The following is a 24,031-nucleotide window of genomic DNA, read 5'->3' as shown; positions in this document are numbered from 1 at the left end:
CTTTTTGTGATATCCAATATTTAGAGTTGCTCTCAGCCTTTTAGCGTGAATCCTTCTTGAGCGGACACTTCGGCATGCTGCTCTGTCGTCTGGTGCTGTCTAAAGAATAACGGATAGATCGCGAAAGACACCAGCAGACTTACACAACCAATGACGCCTAGAGCAATCATATCTTTGAAAATGTATGTGATATCCAGTCCTTTGAGCGTGATGTTCCGTACAGCATCCAGGTAATACGTCAGTGGCAATATCTCAGCAAGCCCCCGCAAGAAGCCGGGCATTGCCTCTAATGGCCATGTATAGCCTGACAGCATAAAGGAAGGAACAGCAATCAGCATCAGAGTTTGGGTCGCATCTACTCTGGTTTTGGAAAAGAGACTGAACAGGAAGCCTAATCCGCACAAGGCAAAGTTAAAAACCAGCGACACTAAAATCAACGGCAGTACCTGTCCCCTGAACGGAATATCGAAGCATAAAGCGCTGATACTGAATACAGTCAGCACATTGAAAGCTCCCGCTGCATAATACGGTGCCAGTTTGGCAATAGCCAAACGCCAAGGGGTATTTCTCCATGCGCCAAATCTTCCCCAAGTCCCTGCTTCCTTATCACGCGTGCAAGACAACGCAATACCTAGCAGCAAACACTGCTGGAGAGCCGCAGAAATAACCCCCAACGGCATGAAAAGCTTATAATCATATACTGGGTTAAATAGCACTCTGGATCGGAACGGGATGGTAGTCAGCGTCGACGCGGCCTGATCGGCGTTCATTCCCTTTTGTTTCATGGAATTGACTGATACTCCGGCACTCACGCTACTAATAACCTGATTCGCAATCCGACTGGCACTATTGGAATACATCATATTACTGCCGTCAATCAGCGTGAGCACGGGTGGATTCTCCCCATGCTTAAGCCGAGTGGTAAAGTTGTCGGGAATGACGATTCCGACCTTAGCTTCTCCAGCCTCTACTTGACGGACTACATCATCCTGATTGTTTGCTTGCCGTGTAACGGAAAATGAATCGGTCGAATCAAACGCCTGAATGATCTGGCGACTGAGCTGCGAATTATCTCCGTCGTACACGGTGACAGGCATCTCGGTAATCCGCTGATGTGAATACAGGAAGCCGAATAGTATCGTATACACAATCGGCGTAATCAGCAGAATAGCCATAAAGCGGCGGTCCCGGAAGATGCTCAGCCATTCCTCGCGAAACACATCGCGGATACGAAGTCTTTCCTGTGAATCCTGCATATTACTGCGCCCCTTTGCCTGTAAACAGGACCGTGGAGCCTGTTGGAACCGAAGCAGCAAGGTCCGGCAATGCTACTTTAACACCGAAGGAACGGACATCCTTGTCACCGGAGCTTTGGCTCGGTTTTTGAATGGCAAAGTCAGCAGCCGATTCTAACAGAATGACTTTACCCTTCAGCTCCTTACCGCCAGACAGCAATTTAATTTGGACAGTATCCCCTGCTTGAAGGCCATTCAGAGACGTTTCAGGTACATAGAATTTAGCCCAACGTTGTGTCAAAGTTTCAATGGTATAGACCGGGAACCCTGCGCTAGCCATTTCACCTAAGCTAAGCGACTTGGATTTTACGATTCCATCCTCGGACGCACGCAGCGTAGTATAGCTCAAATAGGTCTGAGCCTCTTGAAGTGCGGCTTCCGCTTGGGCTACCTGAGCATTGGCACCTGCAACCGCAGATTGAGCCTGCTCAACTGTGGATTGCGCCGCCTTCACCGCAGATTGCGCTTGTTCTACCGAAGCCTGAGCAGCTTTGACATCTTCCTGTTGCAGAGCAACTTTGCCCGCTCCTGCCTGTGCTTCCTTCACCGCAGCCAAGGCTTGGCGGTATTGAGCTTCAGCCGCCGTAATTTCCTCCTTGCGGCTTCCCTCCCGTGCCATATCCAATTTTTGCGACTCTGCATTATACTTGGCCACTGCCTGTTGATGTTCCAATGTCGCTTGATCCAAAGATGCCTGGGTTGCTGCACCGGCTTCTTGAAGCTTTTTGGCACGCTCCAGATTTTTAACGGTCAGGTCCAGCGTTTCCTTGGCTACCTTCACAGATACTTGCAATTGCTCAAGCTCCTGTGGTCTTGCCCCGCTCTTGAGGGCATCCAGTTTTGCCTTGGCAGCGTTCGCAGCCGCTTTGGCCTGTTCAATCTGGCTGGAGGAAGCCTCTGCGGTCACACTGACCGATGTCGTGCCTTGGCTTTTCTTGGCCTGAGCAGCACTCACAGTAGCCTGTGCCTGGCCTACGCCTGCTTGAGCCTGCAACACTCCAGCTTTTGCTTTGGATACATTACTCTTGGCTGCCAGCAATGCCGCCTGTGCCTGCTTCACCTTATCTTCCAACTCGCGACTTTCCAGATGGGCTAACACCTGCCCTTTTTTCACCTGATCGCCTTCTTTGACGAGCATCTGGTCAATCCGTCCTGCCATTTTAAAGCTGGCATTGAGGGTATCCGACTCCACATAAGCCGTAGGAATGGAAGAAGACTGATCCGCAGACAAGCTGCTTCCACCCCGTGGAAGAGCAGTTAAGGCATATATCCCAACCGCGATTAAAATAATAAGTACGACATAAATCGTATATTTTTTAGCTTTCATGTTTTCATCACTCCATCTGTATATTAATGTTGCATGCCCAATGCATTACACACAAAAACTTCAATGCTTTCACGAGCCTCTTGCAGATTCATCGTTTCGCCCCAAACCATTGACCTCATTGGTGCAAAAATGTAAATCCCAAATAAGCAATTGGCTGTTGTTTTGGCATCCAGCTTACTTGAAATTTTCCCATGAAACTTGCCGGAATCGATCTCTGCCTCCATAAAATCAAAATAGTCAGCCAGCACCTGCCTAATATTAAAATGCTGCTCTTGCGAAACCCAGCCCTTACTGACCAATAGACGGCAAAAGTCCGGTTCTCTCACAATAAACTCAATATGTACTTGGATTAGCTTTCGAATCCTAAGCTCCACCTGATCTTTAGGCGTATGAGCCATTGCTTCATGGATATCCCGGACAAAACGCTCCATCCCCATCTTCAAAATGTAAATGTACAATTCTTGCTTGTTTTTAAAATTGTAATACAGGGTTCCTTTGGCTATGCCACAAACTTTGGCAATTTCCTCCATATTTGTTTCATTAAATCCTCGTTCAGAAAAAGCTTTGAGTGCGCCGTTAAAAATAATTTCCTTTGTCTGTTGTTTCATGCTTCCTCCTTTTTTGAACTGACCGTCCAGTACAAAAATTATGTATTTATTATAAGCCCATTTTTAGTTATCCAGCAATAGGAAAAATGAAAATATTTCATTTTAGACAATTCGTCTAAACGCTTATTCTAAAAGTGAAAATGCAAAAACGGATCGAATAAGTGAGGGGGTCACTCATTCGATCCGCTATGTCATAAAATCGGATGATAAGGAGGCGCATTCTACGGATTATCATCTGATTTTAAGGGAAGGCCGACTATTTTTTCACGGTTTGATTATATTGCGCAATTTTGCCTGTGATTTCTTGGGTAGCTTGATCCAATGCCTGTTTGGGCTGTTGCTGGCCACTCAGCACAGCCTCGATTGCACCTTCGACGATTTGACGCGCTTCTGGGAATACGCCCATCACTGCGCCCTGTGTAGCGGTGGATTGTGCCGATGCATGCAATTGGTCAACCGCCGTCTGGAATTGCGGATATTTTACCATATTGTCTTTAAGTACCTTTTCGTCATAGGCCGCTTTCGTGATCGGGAAGTACCCGGTATTCACACTCCATTGTGCCTGTACAGCTGGGGAAGCGACGAATTTAATGAACTCCCATGCTGCCTTCTGCTGGGCTTCGGGCTTGTTGTTCATGATGTACAAGCTTGCGCCGCCTACAACCACGCCGCCTTCTTTAGCTTCATTGGCTCTTGGCAGGAATCCTGTGCCTACTTCAAATTTATCGCCAACCTGCTCCACAATATTACGCAGCGAAGCGGTGGAATCCAGCGTCATTGCAATTTGTCCTGCGGAAAAAGCCTTTGCCGTATCGTCCGAGTTACGTCCCAGATTGGATACAACCTTTTCATCGATCATTTTCTTCCACCACGTTAGGGTTTTTACACCTGCATCCGAATTCAGCATGGATTCCGTTGCCGCTTGATCACGACCATTGCCATTATTCACATAATCTGCGTTCTGATTGGCAAACAGTTGTTCCATAAACCAGCCGTAGATGGCAATGGAAGCACCGGATTTACCATCCTTGCTCAAGGCTTTAGCAGCCTTTTCGAACTCATCATACGTTTTCGGAGGATTAGCTGGATCAATTCCTGCGGCTTTGAATGCATCCTTGTTGTAATATAAAATCGGGTTTGACGTATTGAACGGCATCGCGTTCAGTTTACCATCAATCGTATAGTATCGTGTAATATTCGGCTCTAGCTGTGACAGATCGAACTTGTCTGCATCAATAAATTGTTGTACGGGTGTGATCATTTTGGAGTCGATCATGAATTTACTACCGATTTCATATACCTGAATGATGTCCGGTCCGCTGTCGGAACCAAGCGACGCTTTCAGCTTGTTCAAGCTGTCATCATATTTGCCTTGATATACCGGCTCTACCTGAATGTCCTTATGACTGGCGTTAAAATCAGCGGCGATCTGCTTGATTGCTTTTTCACCGTTACCGGACATCGAATGCCACCAAGTCAGCTTCACTGGGGAAGCCGCTGCTGCTCCATCACTACCATTACTCGGCTTCTCTGCAGCAGTATTATTGCTACAACCTGCTGCAACCACCATGGCAGTCAGAATAAGCAGGGTCAATGCACTTTTCAGACAAAAAAATCTCATAATCTCTCTTCTCTCCCTTTGATTAAATGATTCTTGAATTGGCATTCTCTTGCGATATTCTTGTGTGTTGAAGCTCTGTATATGGGCTGCTTGCGCAGGTGTTGCTTTCTTTTGACATATGTGGTCAGCCTTTAAGTGCACCCGCCGCCATTCCACGAACCAACTGTTTTAGTCCAAAGATCAGCAGGAGCAGAGACGGTAAAATGACAAGAGCCGTACCCGCAAATACCAGATTCCATGAAGTCGATTCCTGAAATTCGAGCATGGATATACCGATCTGTACCGTGCGCATATTCTCGCTATTGGTGATTAGTAAAGGCCAGAGGTACGAATTGTACATATTCAGGAACGAATACACAGCCAGTGTTCCGAGCGCAGGGCGCGATAACGGAAGCACATGGAACAGAAAGTAACGGATATGTCCGCACCCATCCATACGAGCCGCCTCGAACAGTTCCTTGGGAAGCTGGAGAAAAAATTGCCTTAACAGGAATGTCCCGAATGCCGTCGCCAGAAAAGGAACCGTCAACCCTTGATATGTATCAAGCCAATTCCAGCTCCGTACCGTCAGGTAGTTTGGAATAATGGTCACTTCCCAAGGGATCATCATTGTCGCAACAAACATGCTGAAAATGAAGTTTTTTCCCTTGAATTCCATTTTGGCAAAGGCATAGGCCGCCAAGCTCGCTGTAATCAGTTGCCCAATCATTGTAAGACCCGAAATGAGAAATGTATTTCCAATAAAGGCTGCAATCGGAACGATTTCAAACACTTCAGTAAAATTGGCCATATGAAAAGAATGCGGGAAAAAGCTTGGTGGGTAAGCGCTCGCTTCCTCGGGAGACATGACTGCCATAAAAAACGTATATATAACCGGATACAAAATGAGAGCAGCTGCAATCGTAAGCAGCACATATAGCAATGTAGAATTCAGGTGTCGTTTCATTGGTAATGCACCTTTCTTTCCACCCATTTGAACTGAATCATCGTGAGCAGCAGAATGACAGCAAACAAGACAATGGCCTGCGCGCTCCCCGTTCCGAACCGGAAATTAACGAAAGCTTCCTGATAGATGGAATACACAAATACATTCGTACTGTTCACCGGACCGCCTTTGGTCAAAATGTTAATTTGAGCAAAAGACTGGAAGGCTCCAATGATGGAAACTACGGTCACAAAAAAGATCGTCGGTGATAACAGTGGCATGGAGATACGCCAGAACGTGACGAGCGGTCCAGCCCCGTCCATTTTGGCACTCTCATACATGTCATCTGGAATCCCTTGAAGTCCGCTCGATAAGATAATGTAATTGAAGCCAAGATTCATCCAGATGGTCATTATGGCTACTGAGAACAGCGCCCAATCCGGGCTGGTCAGCCACGGAACCGGATTGATATGTAGGAGGGAAAGCACATAGTTGAGCATCCCCAGTGTCGGATGAAAAAGAAATTTCCAAATGACCGCAGATGAACCGACCGACAACACCATCGGCAGCGAAAAGGCAAACTGGAAGATACGCATTCCCCGCAATTTACTGTGTGTAAGTGCAGCCAGTACCAGCGCCAATAAAATACCTACTGGTACGGTTAACAGTGCAAACAGGAGTGTCACCTTAATCCCTTGCAGAAACAGTCCCGAGCTGAAAAGTGTAGTGAAATTATCTAATCCTACATATGCTGCAACGTTTCCTGCGGGATCTGTAGAATGCAAGCTGAGATAAACGGACTTGATCATCGGATAAAACATAAATACAGCAAACAAAATAAGCGATGGAGCCAAAAAGGTATACGCCAGCGCGTTTTCGCGCAGTCTTTGAATTTTTAGCGAACCCGTGCGTATGCGGGCTTTAGACGAAGTCTGTTGCTGACTCCTCGTCCCCAGTCCCATAGATTTGTTAAGCTCACCCAAAACGGAGCGCCCCTTTCTTTTCAAACCAACCTCAGTAAGTGTATCGTTTCGATGTAAAGGGAACGTCAAGTGGGCTGGAGTAAAATGTTAATGTTTTTCCTTTTTGTAAAAGCAACTCTCTATAGGTATGAGCACAAGGACATAGACTTCTGCATATGATGCATCATTACATGGTATGGAGGTTAGAGGCGAATGCCGTACAACACCGTCAGTCCGCAAACTTTATATCAAGCTAGACCGGAATTACAGACCGAACTCAAAAAGATCCGCGATCATTTGCATTATCAATTAAGCCCCTACATGAATCATACGGTTAGGGTACAAACGATGGATCATCAAGTATATGAAGGAACGATTGTGCACATCGATGCGGATCATTTGTATCTGAGAGTTCCTCAGCAATATCACTCACCCTTCCCAGGCACCACGACTCCGAATCGCTCCTATGCCTACAACAATGTCATTTTGCCGCTTGTGTTATATAATTTATTGGTTATAACCCTGTTGAGCTAGCGCTCGTTCCATCTCTCTCTAACTAAAAGACAAAAAAACCTCCAAATTCGATAAGTAGCCACCCTTGGCATATTACGAAGTTGGAGGTTTTAGTTATTTGTTTTCCATAATCATTAGTTCTCACAAGAGATACCTGCTTCTTGCTCTAGTACAGCTACAAATCCCTCTATACCCTCTCCACTCGGCAGATGGGTGAACACCTCGTTCACACCCTGATTGATTAGCGTGATGTTTCCCCTAGTACCCGACAAATCCTCATCCAGCTTAGCCAGTGAAATATGGTGATAATTAATGAACTTGACCCAAGGAGTACCCATAGTACAGGAATAAAAAATGATTCGTTCGGACGTCACAGCCAGCATTCCATGAAGCGATATCCTTTGGGAGCTCTGCTGCAAATCATACGTACACCCCATATATGATCGAATGTGTTCGCCCGCTTCTAACGTCAGACTAATAGCTCGCAGCTCTTTTTCTTTTGTTTGCATCCCGTCTCATCTCCTGTTGGAAGTTCAGGAACGAGTCGCAACTCCTTGACCTCAGATCAGCTTTTGCGGCTTGTCCCGTCGACCTCTTCATTTTTCGTCAGATTAAGACTCTCACGAACTGGACAATGACCTACCTCAACTGCACATTGAAACCAAGGATGGATATGTACAACTTAACATGGGTACAGGATGTTATCAACAAGCAAGCTATCACTCTTTTTAAGCATAACTCTGTAATCTGCGTCTTATTGAAGAAACAATTAGATCCAATTTTAAGTGATTGGAATTGATGAATTTCAGAACCGAAGAATGATATACGCTTCTTCTTGGCAAGCTAATGTGAGAATACGTTAGAACGGAGAAGAAGCCTGATGAAATATGACCGATTACTATCTGCAAGTATCGCTGTTTCCTTGTTTTGTGCCAGCTTGTGCCCCACAACCTATACAAATACTGCACAAGCCGCATCTTACACCTCCCCTACTCCTACAAAGGGAAGAGCCTATTATGAAGAACGCGGCGACATTGTATGGGAAGTTCCTACCCATCGCAAGTTGATTGCCCTCACATTCGACGACGGACCGGATGGAAGCAATACGCCTGCCATTTTGGATTTGCTTAAAGAATACGATGCTAAAGCGACCTTTTTTGTCGTCGGCAGTCGTGTAGAAAAGCTGCCTCACCTTGTCAAGCGGGAACGAGAAGAAGGGCATGAAGTTGGCAACCATACCTTCCTTCACTCATCCTTTCAGTATATTTCTCGCAACAAAGCTCTGTCCGAATTGGATCAAGCTCAGGCGAGCATCGTACAGGCAACTGGTGCGGGGACCCATCTTTTTAGGCCACCCGGCGGCTCCTATACCGATTCGCTGGTCAAGCTCTCCAAGGAGAAAGGTCTCAAAATTATTTTATGGTCCTGGCATCAGGATACCTTAGATTGGCGAAAACCCGGTGTACATCGTATCGCTAATAAGGTCCTTCGCAATGTCCGTAACGGCGACATCGTCCTTATGCACGATTATGTATATAAAAGTACACAAACCGTCGAAGCCCTGAAAATCATTTTGCCCGAACTAAAAAAAAGGGGGTTTACCTTCGTCACTGTGTCTGAGCTGCTTGCCAATCGTAAGACGCCCGAAGGACTGATTGAAGTGAATAAATAGTAGATAGAAACAAAAAGACTCCGCCAGTTACTCGCCGACGGAGTCTAATTACTATATGTGACACCCAAAGGACTAATTAAGTTCAATAGTTGAAGAGATAGGTATTTGTAATATAGTCCTTTTATATGAAATTCTTGGTTACACAATACGTTCTTTTTACGGCAACTATACTTACGAATTACAATTACAACTATTTAAAGGAGGCAATTACAATGAAAAAAGCAATATTGACTGTAGCGTCCCTTGCTGTATTTCTGTCAGCAGGATCGATGGTTTCTGCGGCTGCACCCGCAACAGAAAAACACGAGCAAAAAATGCATCAACATAAGGTTCATGCAAAACATGAACACAAGATGCATGCCAAGAGCAAGCATGAGAAAATACACAAGCTACATGCGCGTGAAGCTGCTCCTGCCAAAATCATAGGAGAAAAAAGTATTCATGCGAAAAGTTTGAAAGCAAAGGCAACAAAATTACCAAAAACCGGATTCGGTGGCGCGAGCGAGCAAATGAATTAGGGAGGGTTAAAAGGAGAGGGTTAGCTTTATTTAACCCTCTCTCTTTCTTCATATGAACAATACATGGATCATTCGTATAGGAGTATTCTTAATTTTGCTGGGAAGTACGAGCTGTTCATCCTCTGTTGAACATCATCATAACTCTACCTACGCCCCGGCCAAATCTGAAATTCAACAAGTTAAAATAGCGAAGCCCTTACAGGTTAAAAATAAACCTTTTCAAGGAATCGTTCCATATATGCTCGATATTCCTGAGGTTCGTATTCATTCAATTATAGAACCGGTTACATTCTTAGAAAATGGTCAGATGGGCGTTCCAAGCAACACAAATCGAGTAGGTTATTTATCTACCGGTATATTGCCAGGGGCAGCAGGTAATGCAATTATGGATGGACATGTAGATACATACACGGGCCCAGCTGTTTTTTATCCTCTTAAAAAACTAAAAAAGGGGGATTTCGTGTATGTGACTGGCGGTGGCGGCTGTAAGATTCAGTTTGCTGTCGAGTCTGTAAAATTTTACTTAACTTCCGAAGCACCGATTCAGAAAATTTTTGGTCCTACAGAAGAGCATCGTTTGAACTTGATTACATGTGCAGGTCGCTATAGCCGAAGCAGAAAAGAACACGAGGGAAGGCTAGTAGTTTACACCAAATTAGCACACATGAATTCAGCCTGTGAGAAACTTACTCAGGATAAGGGCAATTCCAAAAACAATTAAAACATTTTCAAGGAGAATGAATAATGTGCTTAAGACCGCTAAATTGCAATTGCTGTGCATGATCTTAATAATGATCCCCGCTTACAGCTTCTCTTCATTTCGTGTACAAGCAGAGCCAGCAAAACAAGATGACGTTATTCCTTTTCTTCAAGAGCTGTTTAATGATCGCACCCGGTTGTTGATGGATCAGGATAAAAAGCATATTGAGGACTATTATTTAGTAAAGCACAATCGAAGCAACTACGCATACCTTCATGAAATGAACAGAGCAGAATATATTCAGGAATGGGCCAAGCATCGAAAAATGAAATTCGTGAATGCAGAAAGCTCCATTCGGATATCCCGTATAGAAGTGTTAGACGATACGGCAAAGGTGTCACTTGTTCAGTCCTTAAAATTGAGTTATGAGTATATCGACAGCTACTCCGGTCAGCATGATTTTGGAATTGGAACACGTCATGGCATTACACTTAGAAAAAAAGATAGCCGTTGGTATTTGGAACGTGAATGGTATTCAGATCCATTGGAAGAAAATCCAAAAAAAATTGAACCGCTTGATTCAAGTTTTATTCCTCATAAAGACTCGGTTCCATCAGAGAAGGTTATCCATAATTACAATAGAGCCCGAGCCATTGACTATGCTAACAAGTATGCTGGAATAACATGGGGAGCAGGAAATCGTCAGCGATATAACCCAAAATACCTGGATTATAACTCCAAAGGGGGCGACTGTACCAACTTCTCCTCCCAAGTTATCGGAGACAAGGAGGAAGGTGGAGGACTGCCTATGAAATCTGGGTGGCATTACTCGTATGGTAACGGCGGAAGCCAAGCCTGGGTTCAAACGGACGCTTTTAAAAATTTTCTGATACGCTCCGGCTATGGGAGGATTATAGGACAAGGGAGCTTCTCAGATGTTGTCCGCGCGGTCAATGGTCAGCAGCATCAATACAGACCACAGTTGCTACCAGGTGATTTGATTGCTTACGTATTAAAAGGAGATGTAGACCACTTCTCCGTTGTTGTCGGATTCGATGGGGGTGGTTATCCTTTAGTTAACTCTCATACGGCAGACCGTTTCAGGGTTCCCTTCGACTTGGGATGGGATAGAAGCACCAAGTATTTATTGATTCATATACAAGATTAAGCATCTTGAATCGCAACACTTGCTCATATCCCAAAGAATACTGTCATAGAAATAGAATGGACAGCTTCTAATGGGGTGAAAAACGATTTGAAATTACCTCTTTTATTAAAACAAACTATGGTGAGAGCTAATGCGATGATCGTCGTGAAAGCCATAGGTCTAATCGGAAAAGTATTTATGATACGGCTAGTTGGAGCTGAAGGAATGGGCCTCTACCAGTTAGTCTATTCCTTCTACAGCTTAGTATTGATGATTATTTCCGGGGGATTGCCAACAGCGTTGGCTATGTTTACAGCTAAACATACGGCAAAAGGCTGGCGGTTGTTCAAAATTTTTTCAATACCCATAATTCTAACGGGATTGGCATGCAGTTTATTGACCTATTGGTTTTCAACGCCCCTTGCTAAATTACTCGGCTATCCGCAGATCAATTTTGTGATTCGATGCCTAGCCCCAGCTATACTGACCGTTCCCTTGTTAAGTCTGCTGCGTGGATATTTGCAAGGTCTTGAAAAGTACACTGCGATCGCCATTTCGGAAATCATAGAGCAAACTGCCCGGATCGGTACTTTGATGTTGCTAGTGCCATTATTTATCCAATCCGGCATCGAGTTTGCTGTTGGTGGAGCGGTACTTGGAACTTTTACAGGCGCGTTGTTATCCTTTGCTGTGCTTATTGCTTTTTTTATGTATAACCGCCCTTCTGTAGCTTTATCCCCTCCATCAATTCGAACAGATTTACCTTTAGTAGTACAAGCTTCCTTTGCTATTGCGCTTACACGTTTGCTCATACCTGCGTCTGATTTTATGGATGCGATCATTATTCCCCAACGGTTACAAGTTGCCGGGGTTTCTTCTAAAGAGGCAGCGGAGATGTTCGGTATTGTTACTGGCATCGCCCTTGTCGTCGCTTATATGCCTACTGTGATTACAGGCGCGTTAACCCATACGCTCACTATGAAAATAACAGCAGACTGGCAAAATAAGAAGTACAACTCATTCTATAAAAAAGGCTATGCCGCTATTGAGGTAGCGTGGGTCTGGGGATTAGCCTCAGGTTTTTTCATTTTTAAATATGCCCCAGATATCTCCCTACTTGTTTTTGATATACAAAATGCCGAAATTCCTATTAAATCGTTGGCTATGCTACCATTACTCGTTGGATGGCGGGAAATCACAACTAGCGTCTTATGGGCACAAAATCGGAAGAAAACTCCCTTTATCGGCCTTTGCACAGGTGTACTTGCCAATTTCATCATTCTTTACTCCTTGGTTGCCATTCCCGATTTCGGGTATACCGGCATGTCCCTGGGAATCATAACGCTGGAGTTGACCGCAACAGGTTGGAATTTCAAAGTCCTTCAACTCTTTCAACGTGCCAAATCCCGTATAGCCATTATGCTGCTAGTAGATATTTTAGTTTTTGAAGCCATTCTTATAGTGGGCATGTTGTGTTCCAAGACGTTATCCTCATTGGAATGGCCAGAGACGGCTCATATAATTGTGGAGGTAATCCATTACTGCTTCTGGTGTGCTTTGTATTTAAAGGTTCGATTAAAAAGCGTTTTCAAAGAGTAGGAAAGGCTTCTCATAAGTTTATCAAACTTATGGGAAGCCCTTTTCTATTTGAATGTTAGCATTTAGCTATGTGTATCATTCTTTTGCCGAGCTGCTCAAGTACAGTCTGTCATACTGATTCCTTGAGTTTTCGTCTGGGAAATGTATGTGCGTTAAGCGAAGTTGTATTTACTATTACTGCTACGTCCAAGCTCAACGCTTTGGTTCATGCTATCTTTCAGTCCAATGTTTTGGAGGCAAGCCATTGCATCATCGTTGTTTTCTTTCCGTTAATCACCTTCAATACTTCGTTGTTATATACGTAAATCCAAGACCAATGGCCGTTGTATTCATACGGTGTTTGGTCGCTCTTCTTGTACAAACCAGAGGTATCCACTACGTTATCAAATAACGACATATGAACATCCTTTGCTCCAGCATTCACTAAACGGTTGTAAGTCGGAACCGTATAATCGTTGGGCGGAACCACGGTGTCGGTTTTGGCAGCCACAAACCAGATCGGCAGGTCCTTCATTTCGTTAATCTGTTCATCGGTTATAAAACTATCCTTCAAGGCTTCACATGCAACCACAGCTGCTGCAAAATAATCTTTATAGTCACGGATCATCAGCATAGTCATGTAACCACCGTTGGAGTCTCCACCAATGTAGATTCGATCTGTATCAATGTCTTTGTTTTGGGCCACGTAATCCTTAATTAAGGACATCAATGCTTGCTCATACTTGGAGGTTCCGTCCCCAAAGCTTGTAAAGCCATCCATCCAGTAGGTTGGGGTCTGAGGTGCCAGCACATAAGCCCCGCCAAAATAGGATTGGATATCCTTAGAGGCAAAATTTGCTGCTTTATTTCCGGCAATCGGAATCGTTGGATCGGTACCTCCCTCACCCATACCATGCAGCCAGATCACCAAAGGGTTTTTCACTTTGTCTTTTGCCGGTGCATAGTCTGCGTAGGTTAAAGTAACTCCATCAAAAGTAGATTTACCGGTCGCAAATTGATCAACCAACTTCCGTATCTGTCCTGCGGAAGTATCAATCTTCAAATCGGAAATCGTTCCGGATTTGGTTTTAATAGCTTTTTGCTGCGTGATCGTGTATTTGTTATCATTCCATGCATTAAACCCGGAGCCTGCCGCATCATAATGAATAGCGGAGCTTAGTGTTAATGTCGGACCGATTTCCATTTCCAATACAACATAGCTTCCGGTTTTATTTACAGGATTGCCACTTTTGTCCGATACATAGGCCTTGGTGACTTTCCGGTTTCCATTTTCAATAAAGGGATTTACCAACCGATTGTCGCTTCTTCCCACATGCACCTTAAATGTATCCTTAGTTATCGCATCTTTAGGGACTGGCTTACCCAGGTTAACAATGATCTTCGTAATGGCTGCTCCCCAATCCTTAACTTCCGCAACCGTCCGGTATGAGGTGGGCTGTATCTTTACATCCTTGGCCCATGCACCGGAGCTGAAAACAAGAGTCGTACCGATAGCTAAAGTGAGTAACATAGTTGTCATAGCAGCCTTTTGAAACCGTTTAAACATGATGTCTTACCTCCCAGATCCATTAATAGAACGCTTACATTATTTATTTTAATAATCTTTTTCATTTGCATCCTGTCTTTTATTAGCCTAATTCAGGTCAATTACTGACTCCTTGCTCCAGAATACCTCTTGTTCTCTTTTCGATATTGATGCGGTGTTGCCTGGAAAACCTTCTTAAATACCCTGGCAAAAGACTTCTCGTTCGGAAAACCGTGCTCCAACGCAATTTGTATGATGGAATGATCCGTATTCATAAGAACACGATAAGATCTCTCCAGACGGATGGCATTGATATATTGAAATAGAGTCATCCCTACATGCTTCACAAAAAAACGGGACAAATATTCGGGAGATAGTCCAAAAACCTGGGCTATGGAATCCAGGGATAAGCTTTGATCGTAATTCTCTTTGATATAATTGGTTATCAGCGTCAGCCGCTCCAAATATTTATCAGAGTTAAAGCCGGGGATAGATTCATTGTCCATTTTAAAATGCATTAATAACAGATACACCAGTTTATAAGATAGCGATGTTAAATGGATATGTGCTAAAGAGTCATTATGCTGATTGAGATAAGCCACAAATAAGGTGTTTAGCAAATCACGCAGCTCCGCAAAATGCTGTAATCTCTGCTCGTTAGTTTCGAAAATGGATATACAGTCAAATGAAATGGGGTTACTGCCGTTGACATTTGCTCTAATAAATTCAGAAGGAATCAGAACGGTTATGGCCTCTCTTCCTTTTCCCTTAGCCACAGAAAAGGAATGAATAGCATTCGAATTAATGAGCACAATATCTCCTTCTTTGGAGCTATAGCTCGCACCATCAATATAGATATGGTCAATTCTTCCTGAAAGTACATAGGATATTTCGATGCTATCGTGCCAATGCCCAGGTATGTATGCTGGTTCATTGGAGGAATGAACTATAATTTTTAACGGAAAATGATTATCTGCCTGGACCAGCTCATATTTGTATTCCAAGTTTATCGCTCCTCTCAGATGTGACCTCATAAATAGAAGAAAATGGCTTCAGCAGAGTGCCGAAACCACTTGTATTTAACCTCCCTCTCTCTATAAACAAAAAAACCTAAGTATAACAAAATACATAAGATCCTTGGATCTTAACATTTTGTTCCTTAGGTTTTGCCTGCGTAACAGTAACAATCCTAGTGCTATTCATTTAATTAAGCTAAGTATATAGTGGGTTGAAATACATGTCAACGCTTTCATTTTAGAGCGTAATGAAGTGAAAAAACTGGATTGATTCTCGCCGATAAACGTTTCTGAACTTAACTCTTATTTTATAACATGGTTTGTTCCCTGTTCAGAAAATTTCATTTGCCTATATTCATTCATGTTATTCTTTCTAGCGTCCAATATTCTAATACCCTCTGAGATTCTGTGCTAGAATAGGATTTTATCTGAAATTGTTTTTCTGAATTGTTCATTAAATCACCTCTAAGGATTATTTTTGTGCAAGCATATTATGTTCTAAATTGATTTTGTTATGTAACAAAAATGGATGTTTTCCATAAACACATACTTCATAGGTTCTTCTTCAGCTCATAGTATCGACCAGATCCATTCTCTGATCTTATTGTAAAAAATGATACCGGGTATCCTAAACATGAAAAAATGCAAAGGTCCAAATTTAAAGGAGGCAGCTTTTGTAAGGAAGGACAACCAAAAAGAGCCCCAGAAAATCCCAGGGCAGGTTCTACTACTTTGAAGTTTTTGGAAGTGTGATAAATTAACCTTAATACATATGGTTCCATTTTGACTATTCTGCTTTATCTCCAGTCAACCAGCTAAGACCATCGATTAGGCCATGTTTTTTGAATTTTTGATAATTCGCTTTTGCTTCCTCCTTTCCGCCTCTTACGATCTTCAGTTTGTTACTGGATCTTGTTTGTTGGATGTGTCATTAAAAACGTTTCTGGATTTTTGAGAAGTTATTTGTTGTACCAACATCTTGGGTCGCAGTAGCGGATATATTGGCAGAATCAGTTACACTTGCAAAGATCGCACTCGGCACGACAACAGCACAACAGCTCCCAACAACTAATAGATAAGGCTGATACAAAGAATAATTTCTTTTTCATATATTATTCCTCTTTGTATTACTAGGTGGTAATGACAGCCATCATTGAAATTGTTAAATCCAAGTGTCTTGTTTGTTTTTTGAGGATCTTAGATGAACAAGAACCAAGTTGGCTGTATTTTTAATTCCATGGAAAATAGTATCCTCGTTGATTATCTCAGATCTAACCTTACTATAGTGATCAGCAATTTCTTTTAGAGTCCATCCTTTAATTTGATAATCTACGAGCCATTTAAAATGTTCTAAATTTCTCTTCTCTTTATCTTTTACATATCCTCGTTCTTGAAGGAATTGCTCTGTTCGTTCACGATATAGATTTTTATATTGTTCATAATATGTGTCTATGAGTCTCTCGAACTCTTTCCAGGTTTCTTTCCGCGGATCCCAACCCTTCCCGCCCTCCCATGGTTGTGTAAGTGAGTTAGTTTTAGACGAATCCATGATTTTAGCTTCAATAATATTGCTCTTACTTTCGTCAAACATTCTAAGCATTTCAAAAGCATGGATATTTGGTTTATCGTTTCCAGACAAACAGAATATATCTTCTGGGGAAAACACGAAAGGGAAATATCTCGAAAAAAATGAATGATATATTTTTTCTTGTTTACCGACACTTCTACTTAATTCAATATCGTCGTGTTCGTCCTCAAAGTAGAGATACTCTGATAATGATAACTGTTCCTCATACGGCCAAGAGCATTTGTAAATTGACATTGCGCGAAGAGCCTCCGGACCGACTTCAAGATCTTCAGCGTGCTTTTTTATATTCAGCTGTCTTTCTTTTCTTGATTCCTCTTTCCGGTCATCATAATAGTTAGCAATCCCCCATAGAGCCAAATTTAGGTACAAGTCTCCATCTCCTGTTAAGTGGTACTTAGTAGCCCAGCCGTATAGACTCTCTTTTAATTTCATATATTCAGGAAAGTAATCTGTGCGGGCTGCTTTTATTAGTTTCCAATTTGACGGCTCTTCATTGGGAGTCAGTTCCTTTTGACTTGCATACCATTGAAAAGCTTGTGTATAGCTTTCATAAACGCCATGTTCTAATTGTTCCAGTACATCTGGTGCCATTTGTTCTATTAACTTTACAAACAATGATATGGCATCGTGTTTTCCTGAGTCTATTAACACTGGTGAACCATTATATTTGATCCGATTAGGATGATAGTACAAACCCCTCATATGTTTCGGTCTCCCTTCAAAGTAAAAGATTTATTTCTATTCTAGAGTATATAAGTCAATGGGAACATGAATTGCAGCAAATCGATTCTAATTCAACTAAGAAAACAATCAACAAACCTTATGTACTACTACCCACGGTTATTTGTGAGGATCACCTATAAGGATCTTTTACAACAAAGAGTTTCTCCCTACAGCAAACGAAACAAAAAGATCAGTGCTGATCTTTCTCGTTACAACCTACATTTTCTATTAGACTCTTATTAGTAAAATTTCTTCAGTATGTTACTAAGGCAATAATTCAGATTATGTTATAAATAATAGCACTTGAGCCAATTCGCTAAGGATCATTCCCCCTTTCATTCAACAGTTGAATCATCCTCAATTTCGCGTGGGATCACTTCAATAATATTCAAAATCATTTTCTTTATAAGGTAATAATTCTACAATAGGCAGCATCGTTATTGAATTAAGCACTTGTCTTCTTAGAGGACAACATTTTTCTTTCGTTTGTACTAGCATCTCTACCAAATTCATTCCGGCTGATTAGCCTGACACTATTGGATTTAGCCAACTCATAGGCCTGTGATGTAAAGTTGCTATTGGTGACAACCCATGCACCATTTGCTCTATAATGTGCGCGGGCGCTCCGCACTTCCTGAACAATATGGAATTTAGTACTCAACCTATAGACGATCATACCGTTCAATTTATAGAAAAATACGCCATGTCCTTGGCGTATAGTTTCGTTAAAATATTAGTGGTACCCCTTGACAAACATTAGCTGGTTTTCTTGTCTTGCACTTGTTTCCAGGCGTTAAGTGTACTCAACTTCTCGCTTTCCTTCTTCTGTAAAAATGATCTGAGTTTTTTTTCCATCAGGATCATCTTATACATCAATTTTAACACGGTTATGCACGGTTTATGGATTCAGGATAATGACTCGGGCAGTATTTGCCTGAGCTTGATATTTTCTTTCATTATTTTTTCTCTTTCAAAGAAAGCATGGCTCCTTCCTGTCTACTCATATGGTCTTTCGGTCTAAATGTTCCGTCCGAATACCCTTGGACCATATAATCTTCGTAAGACCCATAATCTCCCCTTTGGCCCACTGAGCAATCTTGTCCTGGTCCAAGTATACCACTGATTCCCTCTCTCATTTTCGGTAGCCTGAATCACTCTTGCATATGTATATCCAGAGATAACTCTTACTAGACCGACCGTTGCTAAGTGCTCAGCTTGTGTACCCAACAGAACTTTTTTTCATTAGCATTCTTTTTAAGCTCGACTGAATGGAAAGGGTTAGAATAGCCTGTATCTGAATAATCATGATCAACCTCGCATGCTTTCCCGTTTTGGAGACGATAAGAATTATCATAAAGAGTCTGGCAAAATGCTGGCGACCCTATTGCATACGCTTCAAGGCACATCCTACATTTACCAAGGCGAAGAAATCGGAATGACAAATGTGCGCTTTGAAACAATCCAAGAATACAAGGGTATTGAAATCCTCAATATGTATAAAGAATACATGGCTGCAGGCCAAGATGAAGCCTCCATTATGAATTCTATCTACATCAAAGGACGCGACAATAGCCGCACTCCTATGCAATGGAATGACTCACCGCAGGCCGGATTTACAACTGGTAAGCCCTGGATCGGTGTTAATCCTAACTACAAACAAATTAATGTAGAATCTTCGCTGTCTGATCCAGATTCTATTTTTCATTATTATCGTCGGCTAATTGAACTCCGCAAGCAGCATGACATTATTGTTTATGGTGACTACTCAATTGTTGCAGAAAATCATGAGAAAGTTTTTGCTTATCAGCGAGCATTGGGTAACGAACGACTGGTGGTAATTCTCAACTTTTTTGGTGAACCTACGAGTATTCCTTTTCCAAAAGAAAGCTCTATTTCTCAATCTGGAAAACTACTGATTTCCAACTACAAGTCGGAAAGGAAACTGAACTTGTTGATACTCAAAATATTACATTGAGACCATATGAAGCTAAGGTTTATTTATACACAGTGTAATCAAATTTTTCAAAGGTCTTCCACACCATACTGTTCAGTGAGCCGAAGGCCAGTCTGGGGACAAAGCTTGCCGTTCGATTTCAGAGGGCCTGCGTCAAGATGCCAGCAACAAGCTTCGAGTAACGATCGTTTCACCCGGATTCACAAACACACCTGGATCCACACAATTGGATTCCCTGGACGCCATAAAGGACTCAGAGATGAAAGCCAAACTCGAAGCTTATCAGAACATTGGGTTATCCCCCTACTCTATCGCTAAAGCTATTGCGTTCGCAATTGAGCAACCAAATGGCGTGGGTAAGTGAAATAGTGGTCCGCCCCACAGCGCAAATGTCCAGGGACATCCTCATTAATGATCAATAAGGATCAGGTGCCACCTCATTACGAAGTTTCTTGATCTCCGCAAAAACTCAAAAATGCACCTCCAATTGTTAGTAGTGGTTAACAATTGGAGGTGCATTTCATATCCTTTAGCTTCTTTTATATTACATGAATGATTAATATCAATCCTTAGGCAATTCATTAAAGAAAGCGACATCTTCAATCGGTAATCTTACCGTCCGGTGTCCGGGCTTCACCGCCTTACCGATGGCGATAAGCATAACTGGAGCGTATCTCGCCGGAATATCAAACTCTTCTACAAATTTTACTTGGTCAAAGCCGCCCATCGGGACCGTATCATAGCCTTTTGCACGGGCGACAAGCATTAGCTGCATGGATACCAGTCCACTATCAATAAATACTTTTCGGAGTACATTTTCTGGAGGCATACTCGCGAACAGTCTTTGGTATCGCTCCACGAATGATTTAGCTGTCTCTTCAGGCATGTACCTCGCATCGACCGCCATCCCGTAAACTTTCTCGGCCAATTTATAGCCTTCCAAATCTCCGAGTATCGCAATGACAGCTGAAGCCTCAATCACTTGCTGCTGGCTGTTGGCGATCGGAAGCAGTTTTTGTTTTAGCTCCTGCGAGTCGATGACGAGAAACCTCCACGGCTGGAGATTGGCGCCAGAAGGAGCCAGTGTAGCTAGCTGCAATATATCCTTCATTTCGTCCCGTGAGATCTTTACTTCGGAATCATAGTACCTTACAGATCTCCGATCTTGAATAACATCGAAAAACTGCGCCTCCACCTTCTGTGACGATTGTTCAACGGACATGCTTCTCTCCTCCCCATAATTACCTTGCCCCAAGTTGGCACAAGATGTTCTAAATAATTAGTAGTAGACCTTCAAAACAAATTCAACCATTGCAGTTAAATAAGCTTTAGTGTTACTATAAATTATTAAGTGTCTACTTTAAAGTAGACACATTATTTTTATATAGCTCAATAAATTAGACTAACTATACTATAGTAAGGAATGATTTTGTGGATATAAGCAAAGAGGACGAACAATGTCTGATCTCCATTCGCGAGGCGTTGGAGGTTGTTCGCGGAAAGTGGGCTATTTTGGTACTCACCTTACTTAGTCTGGGTCCGCAGCGATTTAATCAGATGCGAAGATATTTAGACAATGTCAGCATCAAGTCTTTAACGGATGTCCTGCGTCATTTTGAGCGGCATGAAGTCATCAACCGCCAGGTGTTCCCTACCTCACCTGTTACTGTTGAGTATTCGCTAACAGATAAAGGAAGGGCGTACATACCTGTACTTCGGGAAATGCGCATATGGGGTGAAACCTGGGGAGGAACATCGGAAGCGCGTTGATGATGGCGAAACCCCGCTTGGGTAAAGTAATAGTTTAGACTGGATCTTAAAAATGAAACGGCAACAGCTAGGGACCAGAAAATAAAGTCCTAGACTGTCACCGTTTCATTCAACTAATGTTCACTGTTTAGCACAATCATTATTTCTACTATACGTTTTCGCGAGACAGGCTACAATCGAATGGGATTCAATAATATACAGGCCGCAAAGAAGGTACTGTTCCCAGGAAATCTGGAGTGCAGTACCCTCTTTGTTAACGGACTTATTCAATTAGCTTCATCAATCGTCTAATTTTATTGTGTCCGTCTTGACTGAAGCGATGTTCTGTGGTGTCAGTCCAGGACCGGTGCGACGGGTGCCAAACCATATAATGATGGTGACTAACACAAGCACCGCACAAGGCATCAGCATGATCTTTGCCCCCATTCCTGCCGAACGGTCGACGGCGGTCAAATCAGCTAGAACAATTAATACAAAAACTACCTAATTCAACTCAAATTGAATATGCAAAATTACTTGGCGTAGCACAAAGCTGCATTTCACAACTCATGAAAACCCTAACCGAAGAAAAAGCCATACAAAAGTGATTTTTTTCGTAATATATTGAAAGAGACTGTTTAATCTAAGCTTCCTATCCCCTCCCCTTTCCATGTAGACATATAGGTGAAGTCTTTGGTCTAATCTTAATAGACCCACTATGTAGTATCTACCTAGTGGGTATTTTTACTATCAAGGTACTCCGTTTTCATTTACACTAGTTCACTTAATATAAGTACACTATGGATCTTCCACGAGCTGATTTTTAAGAGGATACACAAATGGTATATACCCACGTAGTAGTTGTGTAGTTAGAAAAAAGGTTGTAAGGCTTTTCTAACTAACCCAATTGAATTACTTTTTGAATATCCCTATACAACCTTATTCAATTTAATTTTCAGGATTTTTTATGTGATTTTTTGTGATTCAAATAACGAAATATTCACCACATATCGGCCTCATCAACAATTTCCTTCTTATATTCTCTAAAATACCTCTTCCTAAACAGCTGGCATTTTAACGATCACATATCATAATTGTGGCTTGGCAACTTGGAAAAATGTACTGAAATTAATTTATTGACATGAAACCAGTTACATATTTTAATCTTGTTTTGTAGCGAGAGATCATAGATAAGCATGTGACCAACTCGTTTTGAATTTTTTTAAAGACATTTTAAATGTCCATTATAAAGTATTTAAAAAAAGAGTTTTATGAATTTCACAGGAGGCGAATTTGATGGGAATATTAGGTGGATATATTGACCACGTGCGTTTTGATGGGTTCGTATTTTATCATTAGCGCAATTGTATATTCGCAAAAGTTCAAATTCTGGTGGAGAACATGCAAGTGAAATACGTCGATCATTGCAATCAGAAGGATAAACAAGACCAACAAAAAACAGGGGGGTAATAAGTATGATTAAACTTGTAGTCACTGATCTAGACGGAACATTTCTGAACAATAAAAGTTTGTACGATGTCGAACTTTTCAAAAAAGTTTATGCAGAGATGCAGCAAAAAGAAGTCACATTTGTCGCATGTACAGGTAAACAATGTGAACGTGTTGAAAAATTGTTTGACGAACATGGCAAGGGAGTTTGGATATTGGGTGACAGTGCTGCTCGAATTAAAAAAGATGGCCAAGTAGTTAAAGAGTTTAGTATTGATCGAGATCTAGCTCTACAGGCGATTGATCAAATTCAAGACTTCGACAACAATATGACACTTATTGTATGTGCTAGTGATGCTGCGTACGTTCATTCTTCCATTTCAGAAGATATGTATAACGTTGTTAAAGGCTCCTATGAACGTGTATTAAAAACAGACTCCTTTGCAAACATAGATAGCTGTTTTATCAAAATTACGGTCTTCGACACGGAGGGACGAAGTACAGCATTAAGAGCGCATGTTGAGAATACGTTGGGTGGACAAATTTATATTGTTGATTCAGAAGCTAGATGGCTGGATATCACGGCATTGCATACGCATAAAGGTGAGACAGTAAAGAAACTGCAAGAAATGTTGGGCGTCACATACGAGGAAACAATGTCATTTGGTGACGGCGAGAATGATGTGGAACTCATGGCAATCGCGAAATACAGTTTTGCAGTGAGTAATGCTTGTGAAAATACTAAAAAGGCAGCAAACTTTATTACTAAGTCAAACGAAGAAAATGGTGTTCTTCTCACGATTCAAAAAATACTGGATTTGCAGTGATCCTTGTCTGTCAACTGGTATTGCATTATGTAAAAGAGCGGGGCAATGGTGTGATTGCCCCGCTCTTTTATCATTTGAGTTGCAGAAACAGGCACTTCCAATGGTTATTATGTACCGAAAAAGAAATGATTTATGAGCAGACTCATCACATGTATCAATAAAGAATGAAATTTTTGCGGGATATGTTGCCCCAAAATATCTAAAAAGACGCTGGCATGTTAGCGCTCTCCGTGAAAAAAACAGGTTGTTCCTCTACGTAAAGTCCGTACTCCTTATTGTTTGAATTTCTATAATACGCTTTTGAAAAAATAAT

21 protein-coding genes are annotated in these 24,031 nt (G+C 42.1%); 9 read left to right on the top strand and 12 right to left on the bottom strand.

The window, feature by feature from the left end; genetic code table 11:
* Window positions 1-32: 32 nt before the first annotated feature.
* The 6 genes from MHH57_RS06415 to MHH57_RS06390 form a co-directional block, all read right to left on the bottom strand.
* Window positions 33-1,256: an ABC transporter permease gene (locus MHH57_RS06415; protein WP_341071793.1), complete on the bottom strand. Its 1,224-nt coding sequence runs from the start codon at window positions 1,254-1,256 to the stop codon at window positions 33-35.
* Between the two features lies 1 nt (window position 1,257).
* Window positions 1,258-2,622 carry an efflux RND transporter periplasmic adaptor subunit gene (locus MHH57_RS06410; RefSeq protein ID WP_069011116.1) on the bottom strand — a complete coding sequence of 455 codons (1,365 nt, stop codon included), beginning with the start codon at window positions 2,620-2,622 and terminating at the stop codon, window positions 1,258-1,260.
* Between the two features lie 23 nt (window positions 2,623-2,645).
* Window positions 2,646-3,230, bottom strand: coding sequence for a TetR/AcrR family transcriptional regulator (locus tag MHH57_RS06405; protein WP_029516317.1), 585 nt, complete (start codon window positions 3,228-3,230; stop codon window positions 2,646-2,648).
* Window positions 3,231-3,486: 256 nt separating this feature from the next.
* The gene (locus MHH57_RS06400; RefSeq protein ID WP_341071792.1) at window positions 3,487-4,851 is read right to left on the bottom strand and encodes an ABC transporter substrate-binding protein; all 1,365 of its coding nucleotides are present in this window, start codon (window positions 4,849-4,851) and stop codon (window positions 3,487-3,489) included.
* 124 nt (window positions 4,852-4,975) lie between these two features.
* Window positions 4,976-5,797 carry a carbohydrate ABC transporter permease gene (locus tag MHH57_RS06395; RefSeq protein ID WP_029516315.1) on the bottom strand — a complete coding sequence of 274 codons (822 nt, stop codon included), beginning with the start codon at window positions 5,795-5,797 and terminating at the stop codon, window positions 4,976-4,978.
* Window positions 5,794-6,759, bottom strand: a complete 966-nt coding sequence (locus MHH57_RS06390; protein WP_340931632.1) for a sugar ABC transporter permease — start codon at window positions 6,757-6,759, stop codon at window positions 5,794-5,796. Before MHH57_RS06390 ends, MHH57_RS06395 begins: the two co-directional genes overlap by 4 nt.
* Window positions 6,760-6,951: 192 nt before the next feature.
* On the opposite strand from MHH57_RS06390, the gene MHH57_RS06385 reads away from it, so the two are divergent.
* The gene (locus MHH57_RS06385; protein ID WP_318626944.1) at window positions 6,952-7,272 is read left to right on the top strand and encodes a hypothetical protein; all 321 of its coding nucleotides are present in this window, start codon (window positions 6,952-6,954) and stop codon (window positions 7,270-7,272) included.
* Between the two features lie 113 nt (window positions 7,273-7,385).
* Here the strand turns inward: MHH57_RS06385 and MHH57_RS06380 are convergent, their stop codons facing one another.
* On the bottom strand, window positions 7,386-7,760 hold the full coding sequence (locus MHH57_RS06380; protein ID WP_318626945.1) for a PH domain-containing protein: 375 nt from the start codon (window positions 7,758-7,760) through the stop codon (window positions 7,386-7,388).
* A 371-nt stretch (window positions 7,761-8,131) separates the two neighbouring features.
* Here MHH57_RS06380 and MHH57_RS06375 point away from each other — a divergent pair, with 371 nt between their 5' ends.
* From MHH57_RS06375 to MHH57_RS06355, 5 genes are all read left to right on the top strand, one after another.
* The gene (locus MHH57_RS06375) at window positions 8,132-8,923 is read left to right on the top strand and encodes a polysaccharide deacetylase family protein (RefSeq protein WP_318626946.1); all 792 of its coding nucleotides are present in this window, start codon (window positions 8,132-8,134) and stop codon (window positions 8,921-8,923) included.
* Between the two features lie 212 nt (window positions 8,924-9,135).
* Window positions 9,136-9,441 carry a hypothetical protein gene (locus MHH57_RS06370; protein WP_318626948.1) on the top strand — a complete coding sequence of 102 codons (306 nt, stop codon included), beginning with the start codon at window positions 9,136-9,138 and terminating at the stop codon, window positions 9,439-9,441.
* A 52-nt stretch (window positions 9,442-9,493) separates the two neighbouring features.
* Complete coding sequence (locus MHH57_RS06365) at window positions 9,494-10,162, top strand: class F sortase (protein ID WP_318626949.1); 669 nt, start codon at window positions 9,494-9,496, stop codon at window positions 10,160-10,162.
* Between the two features lie 25 nt (window positions 10,163-10,187).
* Window positions 10,188-11,309, top strand: coding sequence for an amidase domain-containing protein (locus MHH57_RS06360; RefSeq protein ID WP_341039046.1), 1,122 nt, complete (start codon window positions 10,188-10,190; stop codon window positions 11,307-11,309).
* A gap of 75 nt (window positions 11,310-11,384) precedes the next feature.
* Complete coding sequence (locus tag MHH57_RS06355) at window positions 11,385-12,887, top strand: oligosaccharide flippase family protein (RefSeq protein WP_342434961.1); 1,503 nt, start codon at window positions 11,385-11,387, stop codon at window positions 12,885-12,887.
* A 217-nt stretch (window positions 12,888-13,104) separates the two neighbouring features.
* Here MHH57_RS06355 and MHH57_RS06350 read toward each other — a convergent pair whose 3' ends face one another.
* The 4 genes from MHH57_RS06350 to MHH57_RS06335 form a co-directional block, all read right to left on the bottom strand.
* Window positions 13,105-14,433: a prolyl oligopeptidase family serine peptidase gene (locus MHH57_RS06350; RefSeq protein WP_341071788.1), complete on the bottom strand. Its 1,329-nt coding sequence runs from the start codon at window positions 14,431-14,433 to the stop codon at window positions 13,105-13,107.
* Between the two features lie 101 nt (window positions 14,434-14,534).
* Window positions 14,535-15,416, bottom strand: a complete 882-nt coding sequence (locus MHH57_RS06345) for an AraC family transcriptional regulator (RefSeq protein WP_029516309.1) — start codon at window positions 15,414-15,416, stop codon at window positions 14,535-14,537.
* A gap of 1,174 nt (window positions 15,417-16,590) precedes the next feature.
* Window positions 16,591-17,718, bottom strand: a complete 1,128-nt coding sequence (locus MHH57_RS06340; RefSeq protein WP_029516308.1) for a hypothetical protein — start codon at window positions 17,716-17,718, stop codon at window positions 16,591-16,593.
* A 466-nt stretch (window positions 17,719-18,184) separates the two neighbouring features.
* The gene (locus MHH57_RS06335; RefSeq protein ID WP_080658594.1) at window positions 18,185-18,415 is read right to left on the bottom strand and encodes a restriction endonuclease; all 231 of its coding nucleotides are present in this window, start codon (window positions 18,413-18,415) and stop codon (window positions 18,185-18,187) included.
* A gap of 642 nt (window positions 18,416-19,057) precedes the next feature.
* On the opposite strand from MHH57_RS06335, the gene MHH57_RS06330 reads away from it, so the two are divergent.
* Window positions 19,058-19,714, top strand: coding sequence for an alpha-amylase family glycosyl hydrolase (locus tag MHH57_RS06330; protein WP_342434960.1), 657 nt, complete (start codon window positions 19,058-19,060; stop codon window positions 19,712-19,714).
* A gap of 541 nt (window positions 19,715-20,255) precedes the next feature.
* On the opposite strand, the gene MHH57_RS06325 is transcribed toward MHH57_RS06330, so the two are convergent.
* Complete coding sequence (locus MHH57_RS06325; protein WP_342434959.1) at window positions 20,256-20,915, bottom strand: nitroreductase family protein; 660 nt, start codon at window positions 20,913-20,915, stop codon at window positions 20,256-20,258.
* Between the two features lie 209 nt (window positions 20,916-21,124).
* Here MHH57_RS06325 and MHH57_RS06320 point away from each other — a divergent pair, with 209 nt between their 5' ends.
* Both MHH57_RS06320 and MHH57_RS06315 read left to right on the top strand, forming a co-directional pair.
* Entirely contained in the window at window positions 21,125-21,463 is a 339-nt protein-coding gene (locus tag MHH57_RS06320) for a helix-turn-helix domain-containing protein (RefSeq protein WP_307348518.1), read from the top strand.
* A 1,454-nt stretch (window positions 21,464-22,917) separates the two neighbouring features.
* Window positions 22,918-23,718 (top strand): Cof-type HAD-IIB family hydrolase, encoded by an 801-nt coding sequence (locus tag MHH57_RS06315; protein WP_029516304.1) that lies wholly within the window; start codon window positions 22,918-22,920, stop codon window positions 23,716-23,718.
* Window positions 23,719-24,031: the final 313 nt, after the last annotated feature.

Source organism: Paenibacillus sp. FSL H7-0442 (genome assembly GCF_038593105.1).
In the GTDB taxonomy this organism is placed as follows: Bacteria; Bacillota; Bacilli; order Paenibacillales; family Paenibacillaceae; genus Paenibacillus; species Paenibacillus polymyxa_D.
The sequence above is the reverse complement of the archived record's forward strand: the minus strand, read 5'-3'. Positions and strand labels throughout refer to the sequence as shown.

Bases quoted from the DNA above. Each gene is read 5' to 3' on its own strand.
- MHH57_RS06315 (WP_029516304.1), top strand. From the start codon at position 22,918: ATGATTAAACTTGTAGTCACTGATCTAGACGGAACATTTCTGAACAAT.
- MHH57_RS06330 (WP_342434960.1), top strand. From the start codon at position 19,058: ATGCTTTCCCGTTTTGGAGACGATAAGAATTATCATAAAGAGTCTGGC.
- MHH57_RS06340 (WP_029516308.1), bottom strand. From the start codon at position 17,718: ATGAGGGGTTTGTACTATCATCCTAATCGGATCAAATATAATGGTTCA.
- MHH57_RS06350 (WP_341071788.1), bottom strand. From the start codon at position 14,433: ATGTTTAAACGGTTTCAAAAGGCTGCTATGACAACTATGTTACTCACT.
- MHH57_RS06335 (WP_080658594.1), bottom strand. From the start codon at position 18,415: ATGATCGTCTATAGGTTGAGTACTAAATTCCATATTGTTCAGGAAGTG.
- MHH57_RS06395 (WP_029516315.1), bottom strand. From the start codon at position 5,797: ATGAAACGACACCTGAATTCTACATTGCTATATGTGCTGCTTACGATT.
- MHH57_RS06370 (WP_318626948.1), top strand. From the start codon at position 9,136: ATGAAAAAAGCAATATTGACTGTAGCGTCCCTTGCTGTATTTCTGTCA.
- MHH57_RS06375 (WP_318626946.1), top strand. From the start codon at position 8,132: ATGAAATATGACCGATTACTATCTGCAAGTATCGCTGTTTCCTTGTTT.
- MHH57_RS06410 (WP_069011116.1), bottom strand. From the start codon at position 2,622: ATGAAAGCTAAAAAATATACGATTTATGTCGTACTTATTATTTTAATC.
- MHH57_RS06400 (WP_341071792.1), bottom strand. From the start codon at position 4,851: ATGAGATTTTTTTGTCTGAAAAGTGCATTGACCCTGCTTATTCTGACT.
- MHH57_RS06405 (WP_029516317.1), bottom strand. From the start codon at position 3,230: ATGAAACAACAGACAAAGGAAATTATTTTTAACGGCGCACTCAAAGCT.
- MHH57_RS06385 (WP_318626944.1), top strand. From the start codon at position 6,952: ATGCCGTACAACACCGTCAGTCCGCAAACTTTATATCAAGCTAGACCG.
- MHH57_RS06365 (WP_318626949.1), top strand. From the start codon at position 9,494: ATGAACAATACATGGATCATTCGTATAGGAGTATTCTTAATTTTGCTG.
- MHH57_RS06380 (WP_318626945.1), bottom strand. From the start codon at position 7,760: ATGCAAACAAAAGAAAAAGAGCTGCGAGCTATTAGTCTGACGTTAGAA.
- MHH57_RS06325 (WP_342434959.1), bottom strand. From the start codon at position 20,915: ATGTCCGTTGAACAATCGTCACAGAAGGTGGAGGCGCAGTTTTTCGAT.
- MHH57_RS06415 (WP_341071793.1), bottom strand. From the start codon at position 1,256: ATGCAGGATTCACAGGAAAGACTTCGTATCCGCGATGTGTTTCGCGAG.